Source organism: Pseudarthrobacter sp. HLT1-3, from assembly GCF_059383535.1.
The window spans coordinates 104,692-124,618 of the sequence record NZ_JBWZCJ010000010.1 but is presented as its reverse complement, the minus strand read 5'-3'; the positions used below and the strand labels follow the sequence as shown (position 1 = coordinate 124,618).

General features: G+C 67.7%; 20 protein-coding genes. 10 read left to right on the top strand and 10 right to left on the bottom strand.

Annotated features, from left to right (window positions below; all coding sequences use genetic code 11):
• Positions 1 to 46 precede the first annotated feature (46 nt).
• Entirely contained in the window at positions 47 to 2,059 is a 2,013-nt protein-coding gene (locus tag AC50X9_RS10965; protein WP_494893406.1) for an acyl-CoA dehydrogenase family protein, read from the top strand.
• Between the two features lie 166 nt (positions 2,060 to 2,225).
• Positions 2,226 to 3,104: a TIGR04086 family membrane protein gene (locus AC50X9_RS10960; RefSeq protein ID WP_494893404.1), complete on the top strand. Its 879-nt coding sequence runs from the start codon at positions 2,226 to 2,228 to the stop codon at positions 3,102 to 3,104.
• Positions 3,105 to 3,115: 11 nt separating this feature from the next.
• On the opposite strand, the gene AC50X9_RS10955 is transcribed toward AC50X9_RS10960, so the two are convergent.
• Positions 3,116 to 3,523: a YchJ family protein gene (locus tag AC50X9_RS10955; RefSeq protein ID WP_494893469.1), complete on the bottom strand. Its 408-nt coding sequence runs from the start codon at positions 3,521 to 3,523 to the stop codon at positions 3,116 to 3,118.
• Positions 3,524 to 3,794: 271 nt separating this feature from the next.
• Here AC50X9_RS10955 and AC50X9_RS10950 point away from each other — a divergent pair, with 271 nt between their 5' ends.
• The 4 genes from AC50X9_RS10950 to AC50X9_RS10935 all read left to right on the top strand — a co-directional run bounded on the left by AC50X9_RS10950 (position 3,795) and on the right by AC50X9_RS10935 (position 7,658).
• Positions 3,795 to 4,475, top strand: coding sequence for a hypothetical protein (locus AC50X9_RS10950; RefSeq protein WP_494893402.1), 681 nt, complete (start codon positions 3,795 to 3,797; stop codon positions 4,473 to 4,475).
• A 40-nt stretch (positions 4,476 to 4,515) separates the two neighbouring features.
• Positions 4,516 to 5,520 carry an aldo/keto reductase family protein gene (locus AC50X9_RS10945; protein ID WP_494893399.1) on the top strand — a complete coding sequence of 335 codons (1,005 nt, stop codon included), beginning with the start codon at positions 4,516 to 4,518 and terminating at the stop codon, positions 5,518 to 5,520.
• Positions 5,521 to 5,524: 4 nt separating this feature from the next.
• On the top strand, positions 5,525 to 6,379 hold the full coding sequence (locus AC50X9_RS10940) for an SDR family oxidoreductase (protein WP_494893395.1): 855 nt from the start codon (positions 5,525 to 5,527) through the stop codon (positions 6,377 to 6,379).
• Between the two features lie 178 nt (positions 6,380 to 6,557).
• A complete protein-coding gene (locus AC50X9_RS10935; RefSeq protein WP_494893392.1) occupies positions 6,558 to 7,658 on the top strand; it encodes a sulfite oxidase in 1,101 nt (366 codons plus the stop codon).
• A gap of 6 nt (positions 7,659 to 7,664) precedes the next feature.
• Here AC50X9_RS10935 and AC50X9_RS10930 read toward each other — a convergent pair whose 3' ends face one another.
• The 4 genes from AC50X9_RS10930 to AC50X9_RS10915 form a co-directional block, all read right to left on the bottom strand.
• The gene (locus AC50X9_RS10930) at positions 7,665 to 8,129 is read right to left on the bottom strand and encodes a ribose-5-phosphate isomerase (RefSeq protein ID WP_494893467.1); all 465 of its coding nucleotides are present in this window, start codon (positions 8,127 to 8,129) and stop codon (positions 7,665 to 7,667) included.
• 59 nt (positions 8,130 to 8,188) lie between these two features.
• On the bottom strand, positions 8,189 to 9,931 hold the full coding sequence (locus AC50X9_RS10925) for a dihydroxyacetone kinase family protein (RefSeq protein ID WP_494893390.1): 1,743 nt from the start codon (positions 9,929 to 9,931) through the stop codon (positions 8,189 to 8,191).
• Positions 9,932 to 9,964: 33 nt separating this feature from the next.
• Entirely contained in the window at positions 9,965 to 10,741 is a 777-nt protein-coding gene (locus tag AC50X9_RS10920) for an SDR family NAD(P)-dependent oxidoreductase (RefSeq protein WP_494893388.1), read from the bottom strand.
• A gap of 83 nt (positions 10,742 to 10,824) precedes the next feature.
• A complete protein-coding gene (locus tag AC50X9_RS10915) occupies positions 10,825 to 11,667 on the bottom strand; it encodes a sugar phosphate isomerase/epimerase family protein (RefSeq protein ID WP_494893386.1) in 843 nt (280 codons plus the stop codon).
• 193 nt (positions 11,668 to 11,860) lie between these two features.
• Between AC50X9_RS10915 and AC50X9_RS10910 the strand changes: the two genes are divergently transcribed.
• The 4 genes from AC50X9_RS10910 to AC50X9_RS10895 all read left to right on the top strand — a co-directional run bounded on the left by AC50X9_RS10910 (position 11,861) and on the right by AC50X9_RS10895 (position 15,893).
• A complete protein-coding gene (locus AC50X9_RS10910) occupies positions 11,861 to 13,198 on the top strand; it encodes an MFS transporter (RefSeq protein ID WP_494893384.1) in 1,338 nt (445 codons plus the stop codon).
• Positions 13,198 to 14,100 carry a transketolase gene (locus tag AC50X9_RS10905; RefSeq protein WP_494893382.1) on the top strand — a complete coding sequence of 301 codons (903 nt, stop codon included), beginning with the start codon at positions 13,198 to 13,200 and terminating at the stop codon, positions 14,098 to 14,100. The genes AC50X9_RS10910 and AC50X9_RS10905 overlap by 1 nt, the downstream gene beginning before the upstream one ends.
• Positions 14,097 to 15,104, top strand: a complete 1,008-nt coding sequence (locus AC50X9_RS10900) for a transketolase family protein (protein ID WP_494893380.1) — start codon at positions 14,097 to 14,099, stop codon at positions 15,102 to 15,104. The genes AC50X9_RS10905 and AC50X9_RS10900 overlap by 4 nt, the downstream gene beginning before the upstream one ends.
• Before the next feature lie 129 nt (positions 15,105 to 15,233).
• The gene (locus tag AC50X9_RS10895; RefSeq protein ID WP_494893378.1) at positions 15,234 to 15,893 is read left to right on the top strand and encodes a GntR family transcriptional regulator; all 660 of its coding nucleotides are present in this window, start codon (positions 15,234 to 15,236) and stop codon (positions 15,891 to 15,893) included.
• Between the two features lie 3 nt (positions 15,894 to 15,896).
• On the opposite strand, the gene AC50X9_RS10890 is transcribed toward AC50X9_RS10895, so the two are convergent.
• From AC50X9_RS10890 to AC50X9_RS10870, 5 genes are all read right to left on the bottom strand, one after another.
• A complete protein-coding gene (locus AC50X9_RS10890) occupies positions 15,897 to 16,676 on the bottom strand; it encodes an SDR family NAD(P)-dependent oxidoreductase (protein ID WP_494893376.1) in 780 nt (259 codons plus the stop codon).
• An 83-nt stretch (positions 16,677 to 16,759) separates the two neighbouring features.
• Positions 16,760 to 17,548 (bottom strand): anti-sigma factor domain-containing protein, encoded by a 789-nt coding sequence (locus AC50X9_RS10885; RefSeq protein ID WP_494893374.1) that lies wholly within the window; start codon positions 17,546 to 17,548, stop codon positions 16,760 to 16,762.
• Positions 17,535 to 18,164, bottom strand: coding sequence for an RNA polymerase sigma factor (locus tag AC50X9_RS10880; RefSeq protein ID WP_494893372.1), 630 nt, complete (start codon positions 18,162 to 18,164; stop codon positions 17,535 to 17,537). The genes AC50X9_RS10885 and AC50X9_RS10880 overlap by 14 nt, the downstream gene beginning before the upstream one ends.
• Positions 18,161 to 18,925, bottom strand: coding sequence for a class F sortase (locus AC50X9_RS10875; RefSeq protein WP_494893370.1), 765 nt, complete (start codon positions 18,923 to 18,925; stop codon positions 18,161 to 18,163). Before AC50X9_RS10875 ends, AC50X9_RS10880 begins: the two co-directional genes overlap by 4 nt.
• A 79-nt stretch (positions 18,926 to 19,004) precedes the next feature.
• Entirely contained in the window at positions 19,005 to 19,841 is an 837-nt protein-coding gene (locus tag AC50X9_RS10870) for a DUF4397 domain-containing protein (protein WP_494893368.1), read from the bottom strand.
• Positions 19,842 to 19,927: the final 86 nt, after the last annotated feature.

Here is a 19,927-nt window from a genome sequence, read left to right as displayed (position 1 = left end):
CGGATCCAGGGCTCGAGCCGGTAACCCCGGTGCGAGGAGATGCCCGATGAGCTCCGCCGTTGAGAACCCAGCCACTGACAACCCGGCCGACATCACGGCCGCCGAGGTACCGGTTCCGCCAGAGACGATGGGTCCGGACGCCACCGCGGCCGACGCGCGGGCCATCAGCGAAGCTGCCCGTGAGACCAGCTGGGACCGGCCCAGCTTCGCCAAGGGCCTGTACCTCGGAAGCTTTGACCTCAGCCTCATCCACCCGTGGCCCGAAGCCCCGGCGGACGACGTCGAACGCGGTGAAGCGTTTATGGCCCGCCTGACCGACTACTGCCGGACCATGTCCGGCCGAACCATTGAGCGCGATGCGCTGATCCCGGATGCGTACCTCCGGGGCCTGGCCGGGCTCGGCGTCTTCGGCATGAAGATCCCCCGCGACTACGGCGGGCTCGGCCTCTCACTGGTGTACTACGGACGGGCACTGGCGCTGCTGGGCTCCGTCCACCCCAGCCTCGGCGCCCTGCTCTCCGCGCACCTTTCCATCGGCGTCCCCGAGCCGGTCAAGGTCTTCGGCACGCCCGCGCAGAAGCGGGAATACCTGCCGCGCTGCGCCGCGGGTGCCATTACTGCGTTCCTGTTGACCGAACCCGACGTTGGCAGTGACCCCGCCCGGATGGCCGCCACGGCTGTCCCGTCCGACGACGGGGAGTCCTACGTGATCGACGGCGTTAAGCTTTGGACGACCAACGGGGTCATCGCCGAACTCGTGGTCATCATGGCGGTGGTCCCCTCCCGCACGGATGCGGACGGCACGGTCCACAAGGGCGGGATCAGCACCTTCGTGGTGGAGATGGACTCCCCCGGCATCACGGTGGAGAATCGGAATGTCTTTATGGGCCTGCGGGGCATCGAGAACGGCGTCACCCGTTTCCACCAGGTCCGGGTCCCCGCTGCCAACCGGCTGGGACGCGAGGGCCAGGGCCTGAAGATTGCCCTCACCACGCTCAATACCGGACGGCTTTCGATTCCTGCGCTCTGCGTCGCCTCCGGCCGGTGGAGCCTGAAGATCGCCCGCGAGTGGTCCAATGCCCGCGTCCAGTGGGGCCGGCCGGTGGGCAAACATGAGGCCGTGGGCAAGAAGGTCGCCTTCATCGCGGCGACCGCCTTCGCCCTGGAGGCGGTCTTTGAGCTGTCCGCCGAAATGGCCGACGCCGGTCAGAAGGACGTCCGGATCGAGGCGGCCCTGGCCAAGCTGTGGTCCACGGAGATGGGCTGCCGGATCGCCGACGAGCTGGTGCAGATCCGCGGCGGCCGCGGCTTCGAAACCGCCGACTCGCTCGAGGCCCGCGGCGAGCGCGCCGTGGCTGCCGAGCAGCAGCTCCGTGACCTGCGGATCAACCGGATATTCGAGGGATCCTCGGAGATCATGAAACTGCTGATCGCCCGCGAGGCCGTCGACGCGCACCTTGCCGCCGCCGGCGCCCTGGCCTCCGAGGACGCCAGCCTCTCCGACAAGGCAAAGGCCGCCGTCGGAGCTTCCGGTTTCTACGCGAAGTGGCTGCCCAAACTCGTTGCCGGGGCCGGCCTGGATCCGCGTTCCTATTCCGACTTCGGCAGACTCGCGAAACAGCTGCGCTTTGTCGAGCGGTCCTCCCGTCGGCTGGCCCGGCAGACTTTCTACGGAATGGGGCGCTGGCAGGCGAAGCTGGAGCACAAACAGGCGTTCCTGGGCAGGATTGTGGACATCGGGGCGGAACTCTTCGCCATGGCCGCCTGCTGCTCCCGGGCGGAAATGCTGCTGCGGACCTCGCCGGAGAAGGGCGCCTCCGCCTATGAACTCGCCGAGGCATTCTGCGAGCAGGCCCGCGTGCGGGTGGACGAATACTTCGACCAGCTTTGGCGGAACACCGACGACAGCGACCACGTGCTCGCCGGCAAGGTCCTTTCCGGCGACTACGAGTGGCTGGAGGCGGGAGTCCTCGACCAGTCCGAAGGCACCGGACCGTGGATTGCCGACGCCAGCCCGGGCGCTTCGGTGAAGGCAAACCTGCACCGGAAGTACCGCTGACGGGGCGCGTTGCCGTGTCGTCGCCCCCCTCAACCGAATAGTAAGCATCCTTGCTACCCTGGACTGCCCGTGATTAGGTGGACTTAAGACCTGCCCTCCGGTCGCCGCTTTGCGGTGCCCGGCCCCAACCCTGGGTCCGGTCAAACAGTGAAAGTGAGCAGTCCCCATGAGCAACACAGCAGGCCCCGAAGATCGAACGCCCCGACGCGCCCGTGACGATGAAGCGGCCGCCGGCCAGGACGCCCGGATCCACGACGCCCGACAGGATGCTGCCCGGACAAACGACACCCGCGCCATCCCAACCGGCGACACCACCGGCGACACCCGCGCCATCCCCACCGACGCACGCACGCGGTCCCGGGACGCGGTCCACGCTGAACCGGCCCGCCCCGAACCGACCCGCAGCCAGCCCGTCACGGCCGTACGCCACGACGAACCCGCCCGCGACGACTTCGTCGAAGAGGTGCCCACCCGCCAAACCGTGGTCGCCCGCGAAAAGGAGCAGTTCGGCGGCATCAAAATCGGTTCAGCCTTCTTCGGCTGGCTGGCCGCCACTGGAATGGCCGTGCTGCTGACCGCACTGGTCGCCGCCGCCGGTACCGCCGTCGGACTCGCCACCAACACCGACGTCAACGCAACGGTCACCTCCGGGAATCAAACGGTGGGCCTGGTCGGCATCATCGTGCTGCTGGTCATCCTGTTTGTGTCGTATTACTCCGGTGGTTACGTTGCCGCCCGGATGGCCCGCTTCAGCGGGGCCAAACAGGGCTTCATGGTGTGGGTCTGGGCCCTCATCGCCGCGGTCGTGATCGCAATCCTCGGCATCGTGGCCGGACAGCAGTACAACATTCTGGCCCAGCTCAACAGCTTTCCCCGCATCCCGGTCAACGAGGGCGAACTGACCACCACCAGCATCATCGCCGCAGTCGTGGTGGCCGCAGTGGCCTTGCTCGGCGCCGTCCTCGGCGGTATCGCCGGCATGCACTACCACCGCAAAGTGGACCGCGCCGGGTTCACCCCGGTCGACACTGTCGAGGATCGCTAGCTAGGCGGCGTTCAGCCGAACCCGACGGCGACGGCGGCGTCGTAGTACCAGCGGCGGTCGAGCCGCACGAAGTGGCTCGTCTCGTGCTGGACGCCGCGTTCGCCGTCGTGACGGAAATGGGCCGTGAATTCCACGGTTCCTTCGGAGTCCAGCGGGCCGCCGCGCGTCGTGGAGACAATGTCCAGCCGCCGCCATTGGATGCCCGGATCCAGCTCCAGTTCGGCCGGCCGGGTGTCCGGATGCCAGGTCCGCAGGAGGTAGCCGGTGTCCCGCGTGACGAAGGCGCTGTAGCGGGAGCGCATCAGCTGCTCGGCCGTTGGAGCCTCCGCTTCGCCGCGGTGGAACCGGCCGCAGCAGTCATCGCATTGCTCACCCGAGAGGCAAGGGCAGTTGCCCCGGAAGGGGGACGGGACCGGCACGGCATCGGCTCCGGTACCTGCGGAGGCAGAAGACGTCACGATGGTCCTTTCCGACGGGCCGGGCCACGCCGGCAGGGTTCCTTTCGACTATAGACGTACGGTTCCGCGGGACTGACCCGGTGGAACCGATAACAGCTTTGACACTTCTCGCTGAAGGCGCCGGATGGCTGCGTGTCCGCGGAGAAAAGTCCGTATTATTGGTCGGGTGCTGTTACCCGCCGCGCCGCACTGGGCGGGCAGCGTCGCGGCAAGGCCAGCTAGGAGGGGTGAAATGGACGATCCGACAACCATTGCCCTCAACCTGACCTTCTTTGGGACCCTGGGAGTGGCGCTCGTCATGTTCTTCGGTCTCTTCCTCGTTTTCGTAGCGACGCTGGTCATTGCGGGCCTTGGCCGGCTGACGGCCGTGACCATCATGGCCATGGGCCGCGGGCTCTTCAGGACCGGCGGCAGAACCAAACCGGCCGCCACAACCGCGCATCGGGACCGCCGGGTCCGAGCAGCCGAAGTAACCCAGTTGGCCCAGGCTTCCAAGGCTGCGAAAACGGCCAAACCCGGCCGTCCAGCGAAGACCGCCAAACCGGAACCTGCCCTATCCCCGGACTGGGCTGCCGCCGTCGCGAGGGCCGATGCCCGCGCGGCCGCCCGGACCAAGGCGGCCGCCGCACCGGCTGTCAAGGTCTCGGTCCGCGATCTGCCCAGCCCCACGGCCCCGGCACGGGACGTGGCGGCCGTGGCGCCGCTCGTGGAGTCCGCCACTGACCGGAACGGCCAGCTCGGCAGCGTCCCGCCGGCCTTCAAGAAAGCCCCGATGCCGCCCGCGAGGTCCCTGCTGGACACGGGCTCGCTGGTCACTCTTCCAGGCCGGCTGCCGCTGCCCAGGAAGGCCCTGAAGAAAAACCAGAACGAACAACTGCACGAGCCCCAGGCGCACGAGCGCAAAGCGGGCTGAAGCCTTACCCCGGGCAGGCAACTCGGCTACGGTGAAACCCATGGAATTCAGATACCTCGGGAACAGCGGCTTCAAGATCTCGGAAATCACCTTCGGCAACTGGCTCACGCACGGCTCGCAGGTGGAGAACGACGTCGCCACGCAGTGCGTCCGGGCCGCACTGGATGCCGGTATCAGCACCTTCGACACCGCTGACGTCTACGCCAACACGGCGGCGGAAACCGTGCTGGGCAAGGCCCTGCAGGATGAGCGGCGCGAATCCCTGGAAATCTTCACCAAGGTTTTCGGGCCCACCGGCCCCAAGGGCCACAACGATCTTGGCCTGTCCCGCAAGCACATCATGGAGGCCATCAACGGCTCGCTGACGCGGCTGCAGACGGACTACGTGGATCTCTACCAGGCCCACCGCTACGACTACAACACCCCGCTGGAAGAGACCATGCAGGCGTTCGCGGACATCGTGCGGCAGGGCAAGGCCCTTTACATCGGCGTCAGCGAATGGACGGCCAGCCAGATCCGCGACGGCCATGCCCTCGCCAAAGAGCTCGGCTTCCAGCTGATCTCCAACCAGCCGCAGTACTCAATGCTCTGGCGGGTCATCGAGGCCGAGGTGGTTCCGGCGTCCGAGGAGCTTGGCCTGTCCCAGATCGTCTGGTCGCCGATGGCGCAGGGTGTGCTGAGCGGAAAATACCACCCCGGCAAGCCGGCTCCGGAGGGCAGCCGCGCCACGGACGCCAAGGGCGGCTCGAAAATGATCGAGCGCTGGATGTCCGACGAGGTCCTCACCGGCGTGCAGCAGCTCAAGCCGATCGCCGAGGAAGCCGGGTTGACCATGGCCCAGTTGAGCATCGCCTGGGTGCTGCAGAACAAGAACGTGGCGTCCGCCATCATGGGCGCATCCCGGCCCGAACAGATCGAAAAGAACGTCGCCGCCGCGGGGGTGAAACTGGACGCCGGGATCATGGACAAAATTGACGCCGCGATCGGCTCGCTGGCCGAGCGCGACCCGGCGCAGACCAAGTCGCCCGCCGCCCGGGAGGCTTAGACCCATGGCAACTGTGCCGACCCTCGCCGTCACCGGTTCCACCGGAAACCTGGGCGGGATGGTGGCCCGGCAGCTGGCCGACGCGGGCAGTCCGCAGCGGTTGCTGGTCCGCGACCTCAGCCGGGCGCCGGAACTGGATCAGGCTGTTCCCGTAGTGTTCACATACGCCGATTCCGAGCTTGCGAAGGCAGCCCTCGCGGGGGCGGAGACGCTCTTTATGGTCTCCGCTGCCGAAGCCGAGGACCGGTTGCAGCAGCACTACACGTTTGTGGACGCGGCGGCCGCGGCCGGGGTGCGGCACCTCGTCTACACCTCGTTCTTCGGCGCAGCAGCCGATTGCACCTTCACCCTTGGCCGTGACCACTTCGCCACCGAGGAGCACATCAGGAAGTCCGGGATGGACTTCACCTTCCTGCGGGACAACTTCTACCTGGACTTCCTGCCGCTGCTGGCCGGTCGGGACGGCGTGATCCGCGGACCAGCCGGGGACGGCGTCATGGCTGCCGTCGCCCGGGCGGACATCGCACGCTCCGCAGTCACCGTGCTCCGGGACCCGGCCCTGCACATCGGCAGAAGCTACGATCTCACCGGGCCCGAAGATATGTCGCTGGCCGCGGCCGCGGAAATCCTCACTGCCGGGACCGGCCGGACCATCACTTTCCACAACGAGAGCCTCGAGGAGGCCTACGTCTCGCGCGCGTCCTATGACGCACCGCCGTGGCAGGTGGACGCCTGGGTGAGCACCTACACGGCGATCGCCGCCGGCGAACTGGCCGGGCCGACGTCGGCCGTCCACGAGCTCACCGGCCGCGAACCGCTGGGCCTGGCGCAGTTCCTGGCCGAGTCGCACACGCTGTAGCCAGCCGGCCAGGCGATGACCCACCGGCGGCGCGGACAGGGCGGTGCCCGGTCGGGCCCAGTATTGACGGTTTCGGGGCTGCGGCGTAGACCTGATGACAGGTGACACCGGCCAGAACCGAGCCGGTCCGGAGCAGAATCGCAATGCCATGCCCAAGCAGATGTCCCGACACTCGTCCATGTTGAAGCCACCGCGGCACGGCCGGAAGCTCACCCCGCACCCGGGCGAGCCGAGCCACGGCCCCCTGACGGCGGAGGAACTCCAGCTCGCCGTGCGGAATCACTCGATGCCGCTGGAGGCGCTGCGGAATGACATCACCCCGCCCGGGCTGCACTACCTGCTGAACCATTTCGACATCCCGTTCATTGATGCCGAGCATTGGCACCTGTGGATCGGCGGCGCCGTGCAGCGGAGCCTGGAGCTGAACCTGAAGGCGCTCAGCCGGTCACCGCGGATCAGCATCCCGGTGACCCTGGAATGCGCCGGCAACGGCCGCTCGCTGTTGCGGCCCCGCCCGCTGAGCCAGCCCTGGCAGCTGGAGGCCGTCGGCACCGCTGTCTGGACCGGTGTCCCGCTCGCCTACCTGCTGAGCCAGGCCGGGGTGGAGGACGATGCCGTGGAGGTGGTGTTCACCGGCGCCGACACCGGGATCCAGGGTGGCGTCCGGCAGCAGTTTGCCCGGAGCCTGCCGATTGCCGAGGCGCTGCGGCCCGACGTCGTGCTGGCCTACCGGATGAACGGCAATGACCTGCCGCCGCAGCATGGCTACCCGCTGCGGCTGGTGGTTCCCGGCTGGTACGGGATGGCCAGCGTCAAATGGCTGTCCTCGATCAAGGTGCTGGCCAAGCCCTTCGACGGTTTCCAGCAGGCGGTGGCGTACCGCTACCAGCAGGACGCGGACGACGTCGGCACGCCTGTCACGTGGATCAAGGTCCGCTCGCTCATGATCCCCCCGGGCGTGCCGGACTTCTTCACCAGGAGCCGGATCGTGCCGGCCGGGCCGGTGATGTTGACCGGCCGGGCGTGGTCCGGGGAGGGCGCGGTGCAGCGCGTCGAGGTCGGCATCGACGGCAAGTGGGCACCGGCGCAGCTGGAACATCCGGCCGCGCCCTTCGCCTGGTGCGGCTGGTCCATGCCGTGGGTGGCTGACCGCGGGGACCACGAGCTGGCCTGCCGCGCCACGGACGCCACCGGCGCCACCCAGCCGCTGGAGCAGGTTTGGAACTACCAGGGCATGGGCAACAACGTGGCGCAGCGGATCAAGGTGACGGTGGAGTAGTCCGGCTCAGCAGCCCTCGAAGTCCGTGAGCACCTTGACCTTGTCCGCCGAGGCCGAGGAGGGGTCGAAGGTGTAGCCCAGCCACTCCCGGGCGAGCCGGCGGGCCAGTTCCACTCCCACCACCCGTTGGCCCATCGTCAGGATCTGGCAGTCGTTGGACAGCACCGAGCGCTCCACGCTGAACGAGTCATGGGCGGTGGCCGCGCGGATGCCGTCCACCTTGTTCGCGGCGATGGCCACACCGATCCCGGTGCCGCAGAAAAGAATGGCCCGGTCCGCGTGCCCATCCCTGATCAGCTCGCCGGCAGCAATACCCACATACGGGTAGGCCCGGGTGAACAGTTCGGGTGCGTCGCTGCGGTTGACGCCGATATCGATGATCTCGCTGACCCGCGGATCGGAGCGGAGATCCTCGAGGATGCGGTTCTTGTAGTCAACGCCGGCCTCGTCGGCGCCCAGGACAACGCGGATGCCTGCCGGAAGCCCTTCCGTCACCTCGATACGGGCGGGGATGCCGCCGGGCCCGCGGTTCATGAGTTCGCCCCCGCCGGCTGCAGGACGGCGGCGAAGTGCGGACCCATCACGCCGAAGACCATGGCCAGCGAGGTGGCCCCCGGGTCGGGAGTCCCCAGGCTCTTTTCCGCCAGCGGACGGGCCCGCCCCTTGCGCGGACGCAGTCCGGCGGTGCCTTCCGCTGCTGCGGCGGCGGCCGCCGCCGCTTCCGCCCAGATCAGCCCGGGCGGGGAACCTGCCGCCGCGAGCCGGCAAAAGGTGTCCACGAAAGGGACAAGGGCGTCCACCATGGTCTTGTCGCCGACCTCGGCCTGGCCAAGTTCAACAATCCGGGCGGCAAAGGACTGCACCCCGGCGGCGAGCTCACCGGCGCCGGGGGCACTCTCGTCGCCAAGGGACTCGCCGAAGGCCCGCAGGCCGGCGCCCCACAACACACCTGAAGTGCCGCCGGCCTTGTCGGCCCAGGCGTCACCCGCTGCGACCAGGACGGCACCGGCACCGGCACCGCGGGCCACCACCCCGGCGGCCGCCGCGGCGGCCGCGTCGATTCCGCGGACCATTCCCCGGCCGTGATCCCCGTCCCCGGCAACGGCGTCGAGATCACCCAGCCGCTGCTCGGCCTCATGCAGCGCCTCGCGGGCGGCGCCAAGGGCAGCAACGCAGTTGTCCGCATAGGCACGCGAACCCGCCCCCGCTTCAAACGCTTCGGGACCGGCGGCGGTGTCGGACGCCTGCCCGGCGAACTCCTCCCCCGCCAACGGGACCGCCGAGCCCCGCCGGTAAGCCGGCGTTTCGGCCGGCGCCGCCCAGAGGGGTTCGAGCTCCTCATCGAGCCAGGTGACGGTCAGCGAAACGCCGGCCATATCCAGGCTGGTGACCAGTTCGCCGACCTCCGGCATCACGAGGGTGTAGCCCGCGGCGCGCAGCAGCGGGGCGACGGTCAGCCAGAGCACAAAAAGCTCTTCGTGCTTGGTGGATCCGAGCCCGTTGAGGATGACGGCGATGCGCCGGCCGGCGCCCGGCGGCGTTTCCGCGAGGACCCGGGAGACGAATTCCTGTCCAAGCTCCCTGGCGGGCGGCAGTTCGGTGTCGAACAGCCCGGGCTCGCCGTGGATGCCCAGACCGAGGCCCATTTTCCGGTCTTCGAGGGTGAACAGCGGCGCCGCGGCACCCGGGAAGGTGCAGCCGTGGAAGGCGCTCCCGATGCTCCGGGTCAGCTCGTTCGCCTTGCGGCCGAGCCGGACGACGTCGGCCAGGCTGGCTCCCGCCTCGGCAGCTGCCCCCATGATCTTGAAGACAGTGAAATCCCCGGCGATGCCGCGGCGTTTGCCGGACTCGGCCGGCGGGGCGCTGGCGATGTCATCCGTCACCAGGACGTTTTCCACGGCGATCCCTTCGGCGGCCAGCCGCTCGCTGGCCAGGCCGAAGTTCATCACGTCGCCGGCGTAGTTGCCGTAGGCGAAGACGACGCCGGCGCCGTTCTCCGCCGTCTTCGCCACGGAGTATGCCTGCTTCGCCGAGGGCGAGGTGAAGATGTTTCCCACCACGGCGCCGTCGGCAAGTCCTGTCCCAATCAGTCCGGCGAAGGCCGGGTAGTGGCCTGAGCCGCCGCCGGCCAGGACGGCCACCTTCGGGTGGCCGGGGCGGCGGCGGCGGACGGCTCCGCCTGGTACCTGCCGGACCAGGTCCGAGTGGAGGTCGCAGAAGCCGGCGAGCGCTTCCTCGGCGAAATCTGAGGGGTCGTTGAATATTCTGGTCATTTTGGGGCTCCTGGGCTGCGGCTGCGAAGGCTGCTAGTGGATGTGGCTTCCGCCGTTGATGTCGATGGTCGTTCCGGTGAGGTACCCGGATTCCTCGGAGGACAGGAAGGTGATGACGGCCGCGATTTCCTCGGTACTGGCGTTCCGGCCCACGGGGATGCCGGCGTTGATGGCGGCCTCCTGCTCCTCTGTGCTGCCGACCCGGATGTTGGTGTCCACTGCGCCGGGTGTGATTGCATTGACGGTCACGCCGGTGCTGCCGATTTCACGGGCCAGGGCTTTGGTGAAGCCGAGGATGGCTGCCTTGGCGGCGGAGTAGGGGACCTTGCCGAAGACGCCGCCGCCGCGCTGCGCCGAAACGGAGGACATGTTGACGATCCGGCCCCAGCCGCTGGCAATCATGTCCGGGAGGAAGGCTTTGGTGACGAGGTAGGTGCCGGTGGAGTTCACCGCCATGACCTTGTTCCAGAGCTCCAGTGTGGTCTCCAGGAACGGCACCGGCGAGGTGATGCCGGCGATGTTGGCCAGGGCGCCGACGGGGGGCAGGTTGCCGGAACCGATTTCGGCCGCGACGGCCTGGTAGGCGGCGTTGACGGATTCCTCGTTGGCGACGTCGATCTCATGGCCGAACGCCGGGACGTTGAATTCGTTGCCGATGTCGGCGGCCACCTTGGCGGACTTCTCACCGTCGAGGTCCAGAATCACGACGGCCCAGCCGTCGTTGGCGTAGCGGCGTGCGGTGGTGATGCCGATGCCCCGGTCCGAGGTGGCTCCGGTCAGGACGGCGGTGCGCTGGATGGTGTTGCTCATGATGCTCCTTGAATGGTGTGTGTTGGAACTCTTGCTGGGATCGATTGCTCCGTAACCGCCGTTTTGAGGACTTATAACGGCAGTTACGGAGCAATCGGTGATCGGATGAGGTCGGTGATGAAGCTGGCGGCCTTGGCGGCTGCGGCCGGGCGTTCCCCGTGGGTGACGTCCCGGGTCTCCAGTTCGAGCGAGAAATGGCCGGTGTAACCCTGCGCCGCGAGGCCGCGGAGTCCTGCGGCGAAGTCCGCGTGCCCGTTGCCGATGCTGAGGTTGATGTTTCCCGGGACGGCGTCGCGGAGGTGGACATGGGAAATCCGCCCTTCGTGCCGCCGGAGGTACTCCAGGGGCTCCTCGCCGGCGGCCACGATGTGGCTGAAATCCATCACGGTTCCGACGCCCGACCCGGCCAGGCGCTCGGCGAGCAGTCCGGCGCGCTCGAGGTTCCAGCAGAACCGGAGGTAGTGCAGCGATTCGGTCCAGACTTCGACGCCGAACCCTGCGGCGCGCTGCCCGGCGTGGATCAGCCCGGCGGAGATGCGGTCCAGATCCTCCTCAACGCTTCGGACCGGTTCGTGATTCAGGGCCCCGCAGGGAAGAACAAGCGCCTTTGCCCCGGTGGCGGCCGTGAGGGTGAGCAGCGCCGTCAGGTGCCGTTCGCGGTCCGCCTCCCCGGCGGCGTCGAGACCGGCGTTGAGGTCCCCGATGTCTCCGTTGACCGAGCGCACCCGGAGGCCGGAGGCTGCGACCTCAGCCGCAACAACCGCGACCGCGGCCAGATCGAGTTCATAGGGGACGTGGTCACAGACCCCCGGGAGGGCTCCAAGGTCAATTTCCTCGAAGCCGAGGCCGGCCATGGTGCGGAGCGCCGTGGACAGGTCCTGGTGCCGGAAACTTATGGACGAGCAGCCAAGTCGGGAGTTGAACATCGTCGTTGATCCTCTGGTAGCGCCCGGGGGCGGTGGTGATGCAGACCACACTACGGAAGTCTACTGTCAACAGTCAACCTTTGAAGTTGACTGTTGACATTGATGTGGGGCGTGGGTCACACTGGCGTATCATTTGTTAACAGTCGACAGTGATGGCGCCGAGGCGTCAGCCGCTATTCGAAAGGGATCCAGTATGAGCAACGAAGCTCTAAACATGAGGGGGCCGGTCCACGGCACCAAGGACGCGAAGCGGGTCGCCATCGGCTCCGGCGTCGGCGCAGTGATCGAGACCTACGACTTCATCGGTTTCGGCACGGCGGCTGCCCTGTACTTCGGCACGGCGTTCTTCCCCACCGGAGACCCGGTCACGGGAACCCTTGCCGCCTTCGCCACCCTGGGCGTCGGCTTCGCCGCCCGGCCCATCGGCGGCATCATCGGCGGCCACCTTGGCGACAAGCTCGGCCGCAAACCCGTCCTCGTCGCATCGCTGATCCTCATGGGCATCGCAACGTTCATGATCGGCCTGCTCCCCACCTACAGCCAGGTCGGCCTGCTGGCCCCGGCTCTGCTCGTCTTCGTCCGCATCGTCCAGGGCCTGGCCTTCGGTGCAGAGTGGGGCGGCGCGATCCTGATGAGTTACGAACACGCTCCGTGGAAGTCCAAGGGCAGGTACACCGGCATCGTCCAGGCCGGCTTCCCGGTCGGGCTCCTGCTGGCCAACCTCGTCTTCCTCTTCAGCGTCCATCTCGGCGGCGAACTGGCCTGGCGGATCCCGTTCCTTGCCAGCATCGTGCTCGTCGCCGTCGGCCTGATCATCCGCTCCAAGGTCCCCGAGTCCCCTGTCTTTGACGAGGTCAAGGACAGCGGCGCCATCGTGAAGTCCCCAATCGTCGAGGTCATCAAGACCGACTGGCGCAACATCGTCAAGGGAATCGGCCTCCGCATCGCCGAGACCGCAGGCTACGCCGTATCCATCACGTACATGATTTCCTACCTCCACACCCAGCAGCTAGCGGACAAAACCCAGACCCTGGTGGCCCTCTGCATCGCTTCGGCCATCGGCATCTTTGCCACCATGGCCTGGGCCCGCCTGACGGACAGGATCGGCCGCCGCCCCCTATATATCTGGTCTTGCGCCTTCGCCCTGCTGTTCGGCATCCCCATGTTCCTGCTGGTCAATACCGGCCTGTTCATCCTGATCATCGCCACGCTCGCGATCTCCTACGCCGTGTGCCAGAACTCCCTTGCCGGCGCCCAGGGCGCCTGGTTCCCGGAGCTCTTCCAGGCGAAGACCCGCGCGTCCGGCGCCTCGCTCGCCTACCAGATCTCGGCCATGGTCTCCGGCTTCACGCCGTTTATCACCACACTGCTGTTCGTCAGCTTCGGCTGGATGGGCCCGGCATTGCTCTTCAGCTTCTACGCCGCCATCGGCCTTTGGGCCGCCTTCGCCACCCGCGAAACCTGGGGCAAGCGTGAGCGCCAGCTCGCGGACGAGGCCAGCAAAAGCACCCCCGAGTCGGTGAACGCGTGATGGCGGCAACGCAGGCACTGCACACCACCGGGAGGCTTCCTGGCGAGACCGACACTGAGCGCACGGTCCGCGTCAGCGGCGCCGCCTACCGGATCCGGCACCACGCCCTGAACATGGGCGAGGTCCAGGGCCAGGGCTACGTAGGCCAGGCCCTGGGCGCGGCGGACATGCTCGCCGCTGTGTACGCGGACCAGCTCCGGTTCCGCGCCGACAATCCCGATTGGGAGGAACGTGACCGGTTCCTGCTCTCCACCGGCCACTACGCTATCGGGCACTACGCGGCCCTCGCCGAGGCCGGGATCATCCCGGTCGAGGAACTGGACACCTACGGCTCGGACAACTCCCGACTGCCGATGTCCGGGATGTCCACCTACACCCCCGGGATGGAAATCTCCGGCGGCTCCCTGGGGCACGGGCTCTCCATCGCTGTGGGCATCGCCCTGGGCCTGCGCCACCAGGGCTCCGCGGCGAGGGTCTACAACTTCCTCTCCGACGGCGAACTCGACGAAGGCTCCACCTGGGAGGCCGCGATGGGCGCGCACCACCACCAGCTCGGCAACCTGACCGCGATGGTGGACATCAACGCCCTGCAGGCCGACGGCAAGACGGACACTGTGCTCCGCACCGAACCCGTCACCGAAAAGTGGGAGGCTTTCGGCTGGTACACCCAGCGTGTGGACGGCAACGACGTCGGCGCGCTGCTGGAAGCGTTCGATAACGCCGCAGCCCAAGCCGCCGCCACGGGACGGCCGTCCGTGATCCTGTGCGATACCAAGGTCGGCCGCGGCGTGACGCTCCTGGAGGATCGCGAAAAGGCCCACTTCATGCGGATCGAAGAACACGAATGGAAGACCTGCCGCGAGCAACTGACCGCAGGATTTGAAGGGACGGCCGGCCGATGAGCACCACCACAGCAGTGAAGGGCACAGCACCCAAGCTCAAAACCTCCGCCATGATCGCGTCTTTCGCGGACCCCGGGCAGAAGACCGTGTCGGCACCGTTTGGGCATGCCCTGGTCCAGGCGGTCCAGGAGAACGACAGGATCGTTGGCCTGACCGCGGACCTGGGCAAGTACACCGATATGCACATCTTCGCCCAGGCCTACCCGGAACGGTTCTTCCAGATGGGCATGGCCGAGCAGCTGCTCTTCGGCGCCGCCGCCGGCCTGGCCGAAACCGGTCTGGTGCCGTTCGCGTCCACCTATTCCGTGTTCGCCGCGCGGCGCGCCTACGACTTCCTTTGCCTGGACGCAGCCGAGCCCAACCTCAATGTCAACATCGTGGGAGGACTTCCCGGCCTGACCACCGGCTACGGACCAAGCCACCAGGCCACCGAGGACATGGCGATCTTCCGCGGCATGCCCAACCTCACCATCGTGGACCCGTGCGACGCGCTGGACATCGAGCAGGCGGTTCCGCAGCTCGCGGCGAGTCCGGGGCCCAGCTACCTTCGTCTGCTGCGCGGCAACGTTCCCACCGTCCTGGACGAGTACGACTACAGCTTCGAACTCGGCAAGGCTAAAGTCCTGCGCGGCGGTGCCGACGTCGTATTTATCTCCAGCGGGCTCATGACCATGCGGGCGTTGCAGGCGGCAGAAGCCCTCGCAGCCCACCACGTCGATGTCGCCGTCGTGCACACCCCCACGATCAAGCCTTTCGACGCCGCGACCGTGCTGGCCCAGCTGGACACCGACCGCCTCGCGGTGACGCTGGAGAACCACAGCGTGGTGGGCGGCCTCTTCGAAACCGTCGCCTCCGCCGTCGTCACGGCCGGACTGGGCAAGCGGGTGGTGCCGGTGGCATTGCCCGACGAGTTCCTCGCTGCCGGAGCCCTGCCCACGCTCCACGACCGTTACGGACTAACCGTGCAGAAAATTGTTGCGAAAGTCCTCTCTGAACTGGGATAGCCCCAGAACCGGCAGAAGCGCGGCACGGGCACGGGCCTGTTCCGCGCTTCTCCCGTAAGATCAACAGTTAACACACCTACGGTTGACAGTAATTTGTTAACCGTCAACCCGATATTGAGGACCCACGTCATGGCCGGAGCTACAGCACCCTTGCTGGGACTCGAGAAGAAGAGTCTCCGCGAGCAGGCCCTGTCCGCGCTGCGCATCGCCATCACCAGTGGCGAACTTGAGCCCGGTCGGCACCTGGTGGAAACCGAATTGTCGGACATGCTGCAGATCAGTCGCGGCACCCTGCGGGAGGCTCTTCGCCAGCTGGAGCAGGAGGGGCTGCTTTCTGCCGGGCCCCGGGGCAGGCTGTCGGTGCGCCACCTGGATGCCAAGGAGATCCGCGACATCTTCGCGGTGCGGGCCGCGCTCGAATCGCTGGCCGCGCGGACACTGTGCGAGCTGCCGGACCGCGTGCAGGTGACCGCGTCGCTGCGCACCGCGGTCGAAGCCATGGCCGCGGCAGCCAAGGGCACACTGGAAGAGCGGATCGAATCCGACCTCGAGTTCCACCGGACGATGTGCCGCCTGACGGGCAACGAGACCCTTTTGCACTCATGGGAGTCCCTGGAAGGATCCATCAGGATGTCGATCATGTTCGCGGGGGTGGAGCGGGCTGTCAGCAACATGAGCGTCGACAGACACTTCGATATCGTCACCGCGATCGAGTCCGGCGACGCCCAGCTCTCCCGGCAGACCATCCTCGAGCACATGGACGGCGCTGCTGCGAACCTGGTGGCGTAGCCCCTAATAGTCCACGATCGCGCCGGCGGAGATGTTGACCGTGGCATCGGTGATGGCCCCGGCCCTGTCCGAGGCCACAAAGCAGGCGACGTTTCCGACGTCGTCCAGCGTTGCGGTGCGGTTCAGGTGGGCTGCCCTGGCGATCTCCAGAATGATCTCCTCCCGGCTCTCCGTCTGCCACGGGATCGTCTCGATGATGCCTCCGGACACCATCGTGACCACGCGGATGCCGTGCTTGCCCAGTTCCAGGGCCCACTGCCGGCGCAACCCCTCCATCGCATCCAGTGCGACCTTGAACCCGCCGAGCCCGGGCAACGTCTGGGGTCCGGAGCCGCCGAACATCAGCACCACCCCGGAGCGTTGTTTGATCATCTGGGTCGCAGCGGCCCGGGTGGTGAGGAAATGGGTGCGGGTGGCGAGGCTGATGGGCCGGGTGAAGTCGTTGACGTCGATCTCCATCAGCGGCTGCTGGATGTCGCCGAAGGAGATGACGTTGAAGGAGATGTCAATCCGTTTGTTCTTTCTGGCCACCCGGTCCACGAACGCGTCGACCTGTTCCTCGTCGAGGGCATCGACAACGGCTGTTTCCGCTTTGCCGCCCTTTTCCTGAATATCCCGGGCTACTTTCTCCAGCGGCAACTCAGTGCGTCCGGCGAGGTAGACGAAGGCACCCTCCGCCGCGAAAGCACGGGCCACCGCGCCGCCGATGGAACCGCCCGCACCGTAGATCAGCGCGGTCTTGCCGTCCAGGAGTGCTCTTCCCGGTACCTCGTTGTTCGGCATGGTCGCCTGCTTCCCCCGGTGAAGTGGTAAATTCCCTCCACTATGTTCTCGCCCGGAGCCGCTGGCAAGAGGCGCGCATCAGTTCAGGAGGCGAGGGTTCCGCGGACAATGCTCACGCTGGAGTGTGCGGGATTGCCGTCGACCGGCTCGTCGGATACGTCCACGATCGGGAATTCACCAAGATCCAGGCCCGCCGGCACCGCAAATGTTCCGGACTCGGAGGTCATGACTCCCAGGCTCACCAGCCGTGACAGGTCCGGCGCGATCAGCCATACCTCCTGGTAACCGCGGGCCTCGACCTTGTCCACCCGGACCTCAAGGGTGCGTTGCCCGTCCTTGGCCTCGACGATCCGGGCGGAGCCGGTGGCGGAATGCTGGTCCACCGGCGCAAGTTCAGCCTGGGCCAGCGGGGTCACCGCAGGCTGGTTCTGCTGCACGGACCAGAAGACACCTGCCGCCAGCAGCGCCGTGGCCGCGGCCGCCGCCAGCCACATCCGTGGGCTCCGGAGCCAGCCGGACCCTCCGCCAGGTTCCTGCCTCCGCTCGGCCCTGTCCTCCCTGGCCGGGAGCGGCGTCACGGAACCGGACGGCGGCGGCGGCGGGGGGCTGCCCAACGCCGTCGGGGAACCAAGCGGGTCAGCCGCGACGGCGGTGGAAAGCCCCAGGGCGCTGTGAATTCCTGCCCACACCTGCGGCCCCGGCGGCTCCAGTGCGCCGGCCGCCGCTCCTGGCTTCGCCGCCACCACGGCGCGTCTGAGTCCCGTGTAGTCCGCTGCGCAGCTGGCACAGGAACGGAGGTGGTCCGCGGCGTCGTCTCCGAGCTCTTCGCCGAGGGCCAGCAGGCTCAAGGACTCCGGATCAAGATGTTGCACGGTCTACCTCCAATCGGCTTCTGAGCTGGGACAGGCTACGGCGGATGTGGCTTTTGACCGTACCAAGCGGCAGGTCCAGTTTCTGTGAAATCTGCGAATGCGTCAGGTCATCGTAAAAGGCGAGCTTGAGGATGGATCCTTGCGGCTCTCCCAGCCTTTCCAGTTCCCCGTCCAGCAGCAGGCGGTCGGCCAGCACCTCCGCGGTTGCGTGCCCGGCGGCCTGTTCCGGGTCCGGGGAGAGCTCGACGGCGGCCAGCACCTTCCGGGTTTCCCGCGTTGAGGCTGCCTGCGCGTCCGTAATCACGTTCCGGGTGATGCCCACGATCCACGCCGGCAGCCGCGCTTTCCCCGGGTCGAACGCAGCACGCGAGCGCCACACGCGGATGAAGACTTCCTGGGTGACGTCGTCGGCCGCGGAATTGTCACGCAGCGAGCGCAGCGCCAACGTGTGCACCAGGGGCGAGAACTGCCGATACGCCTCGGCCAACGCGGTTTCGTCACCTGCGGCGAAAGACTCGTTCAGGCCCGAGTCCCACTCGGAGGAGGCCTCGAACGGTGCCAAGCCCGGCTCCTTCCCCCTGCTCGTGGCGACGGCGGTGCCTGCGTGCTGCGTCATGCAGGCACCGCCGTGACAATGACATTGTCGCCGTAGTCCTGTTGTTCGTCCAGCCATCGTCCGCCGCAGGTCACGAGCTTCAGCTGGGGCGGTCCGTCGCGCCGGAAGATCGACGCGCCGTCGAACGCGTCCTTGGCCATGAGTTCCACCCCGGTCACGCGGAAAGTCAGCGGCGCGGCCGCTTCGCGCTGGACCCTCACGAGCGTCCCCGGCGCGAGCGACTTCAGCTGGGAGAACGGCGCCGAATCGGACGTTGTGTCCACGTGCGCCGCGACCACCGCGGTGCCGGCGGCAGCTCCGGGAGCCGGTCCGAAGCGGTACCAGCCGGCCTCGTTGAAGGGCTCCGGGATCTCCATGGCACCGTTCGGGCTCACCCCCACCTCCACGATCGCCATGTTGATAATGCTGGTGCCTTCCACCGTGAGGAGGCGTGGGGGCGGGTCCGTGGGCGCCTGGGCCTGTGGGGCTGCCGGCCTGACCGGGATAACGGACGCCGGGACGGGGCCGGGCGAAGCCGGCGGCGGGCTCTGTTCCGCCCCCGGGGTCTGCGGCGGCTCTGGCCTGGTTCGCCGTGTGTCCGGGGCTGCTGTCTCCGTGGCCGGGGGCTGGGCGGAGGTGGTTCCCTGCGGTGCAGTGCAACCGGCGATCAGCAGCGCCATCGCGACGACGGCGGCCGCGATCCAGGCGCCGGAGGCTTGTGCGGCCGTCCGTGGACCTGGAACCGGGTGGCGCCCCGCTGCGTCCGACGTCGAGCGCTTCATGTCCGTTCTCCTGCCGTGCTGGAACTCAGGTGCCGGCCGCCCGGCGGGTAACCGGGCGGCCGGTGGTTGCGGCCTCGGCCTAGCGGATGCGGCGGACCGCCGGCTGCCTGCGGGACACAGCGACCCCAGCGGCAAGGAGCAGGAGGACCGCCGCTCCGATGCCTACCGTGGCTGCTGTCTGACTGCCTGACATGGTGCCGGGGTCAGAGGCTCCGTTGCGGGCGCCGGGAACGCCGGCAGGAGCGGAGTGCAGCCCCTCAATGTTCTGCACGGCCAGTTGCAGATTGTTGTCCGCGAGGCTGCCCCACGCGTACACCACCGTGTGCGTGCCTTCCGCGACAGTCACATCGGCCGGGCCGAGGACCGGGGTTGTGGTGCCGGCCGCGGCCACCGCGACCGACAGGGTGCCGGGATCCAGCGTGAGCGTCTCCTCCTTGGGGTTGGCCAGGCCGGAGATGACGGGGGTACCGCCCGCGAGCACGTCCACGGCCGGGGCCGCCGCCGTGTGGCGGACAGTGAGCTTGCCCTTGCCGGGTTCGAGCCGCGAAACGTCGTTTGTGAAGAAGTTTGCCGTCGGCTTGCCCTCTGCATCGAGGTTGGCCACGGCCGTGTAGTTGCCGCTGGCGGCGAGAGTGACCTTAACGGGCCCGATAACCGGGGCGGAAGCATCCGCGGCATCGGCGGCAGTGATGGCAAGGTCATAATCCCCGGCCGGAAGGGCCAGCGGACCGGCCAGGGTGCCGGGGGCGAAATCGTCCAGGGTGCGTTCGCCGTTGACCCAGACGTCAACGGTCAGTCCGGGCACTCCGTGGAGAACGGAAAGCTGGGAGTCGGATTCAGCTGCCTGGGCGGGGCCGGCCAAGGTGAGAGCTGCCGCAATCGCCAGGGCGCCTGCGGTGAAAAGGCTGGTGCGCATTTACATCTCCTTCAACGGCCCGCCAGGCGGGCGATTTTTTGCTTACACCCCTACTACTGGCGTACGGCCCCGTTTGGATGCACCTG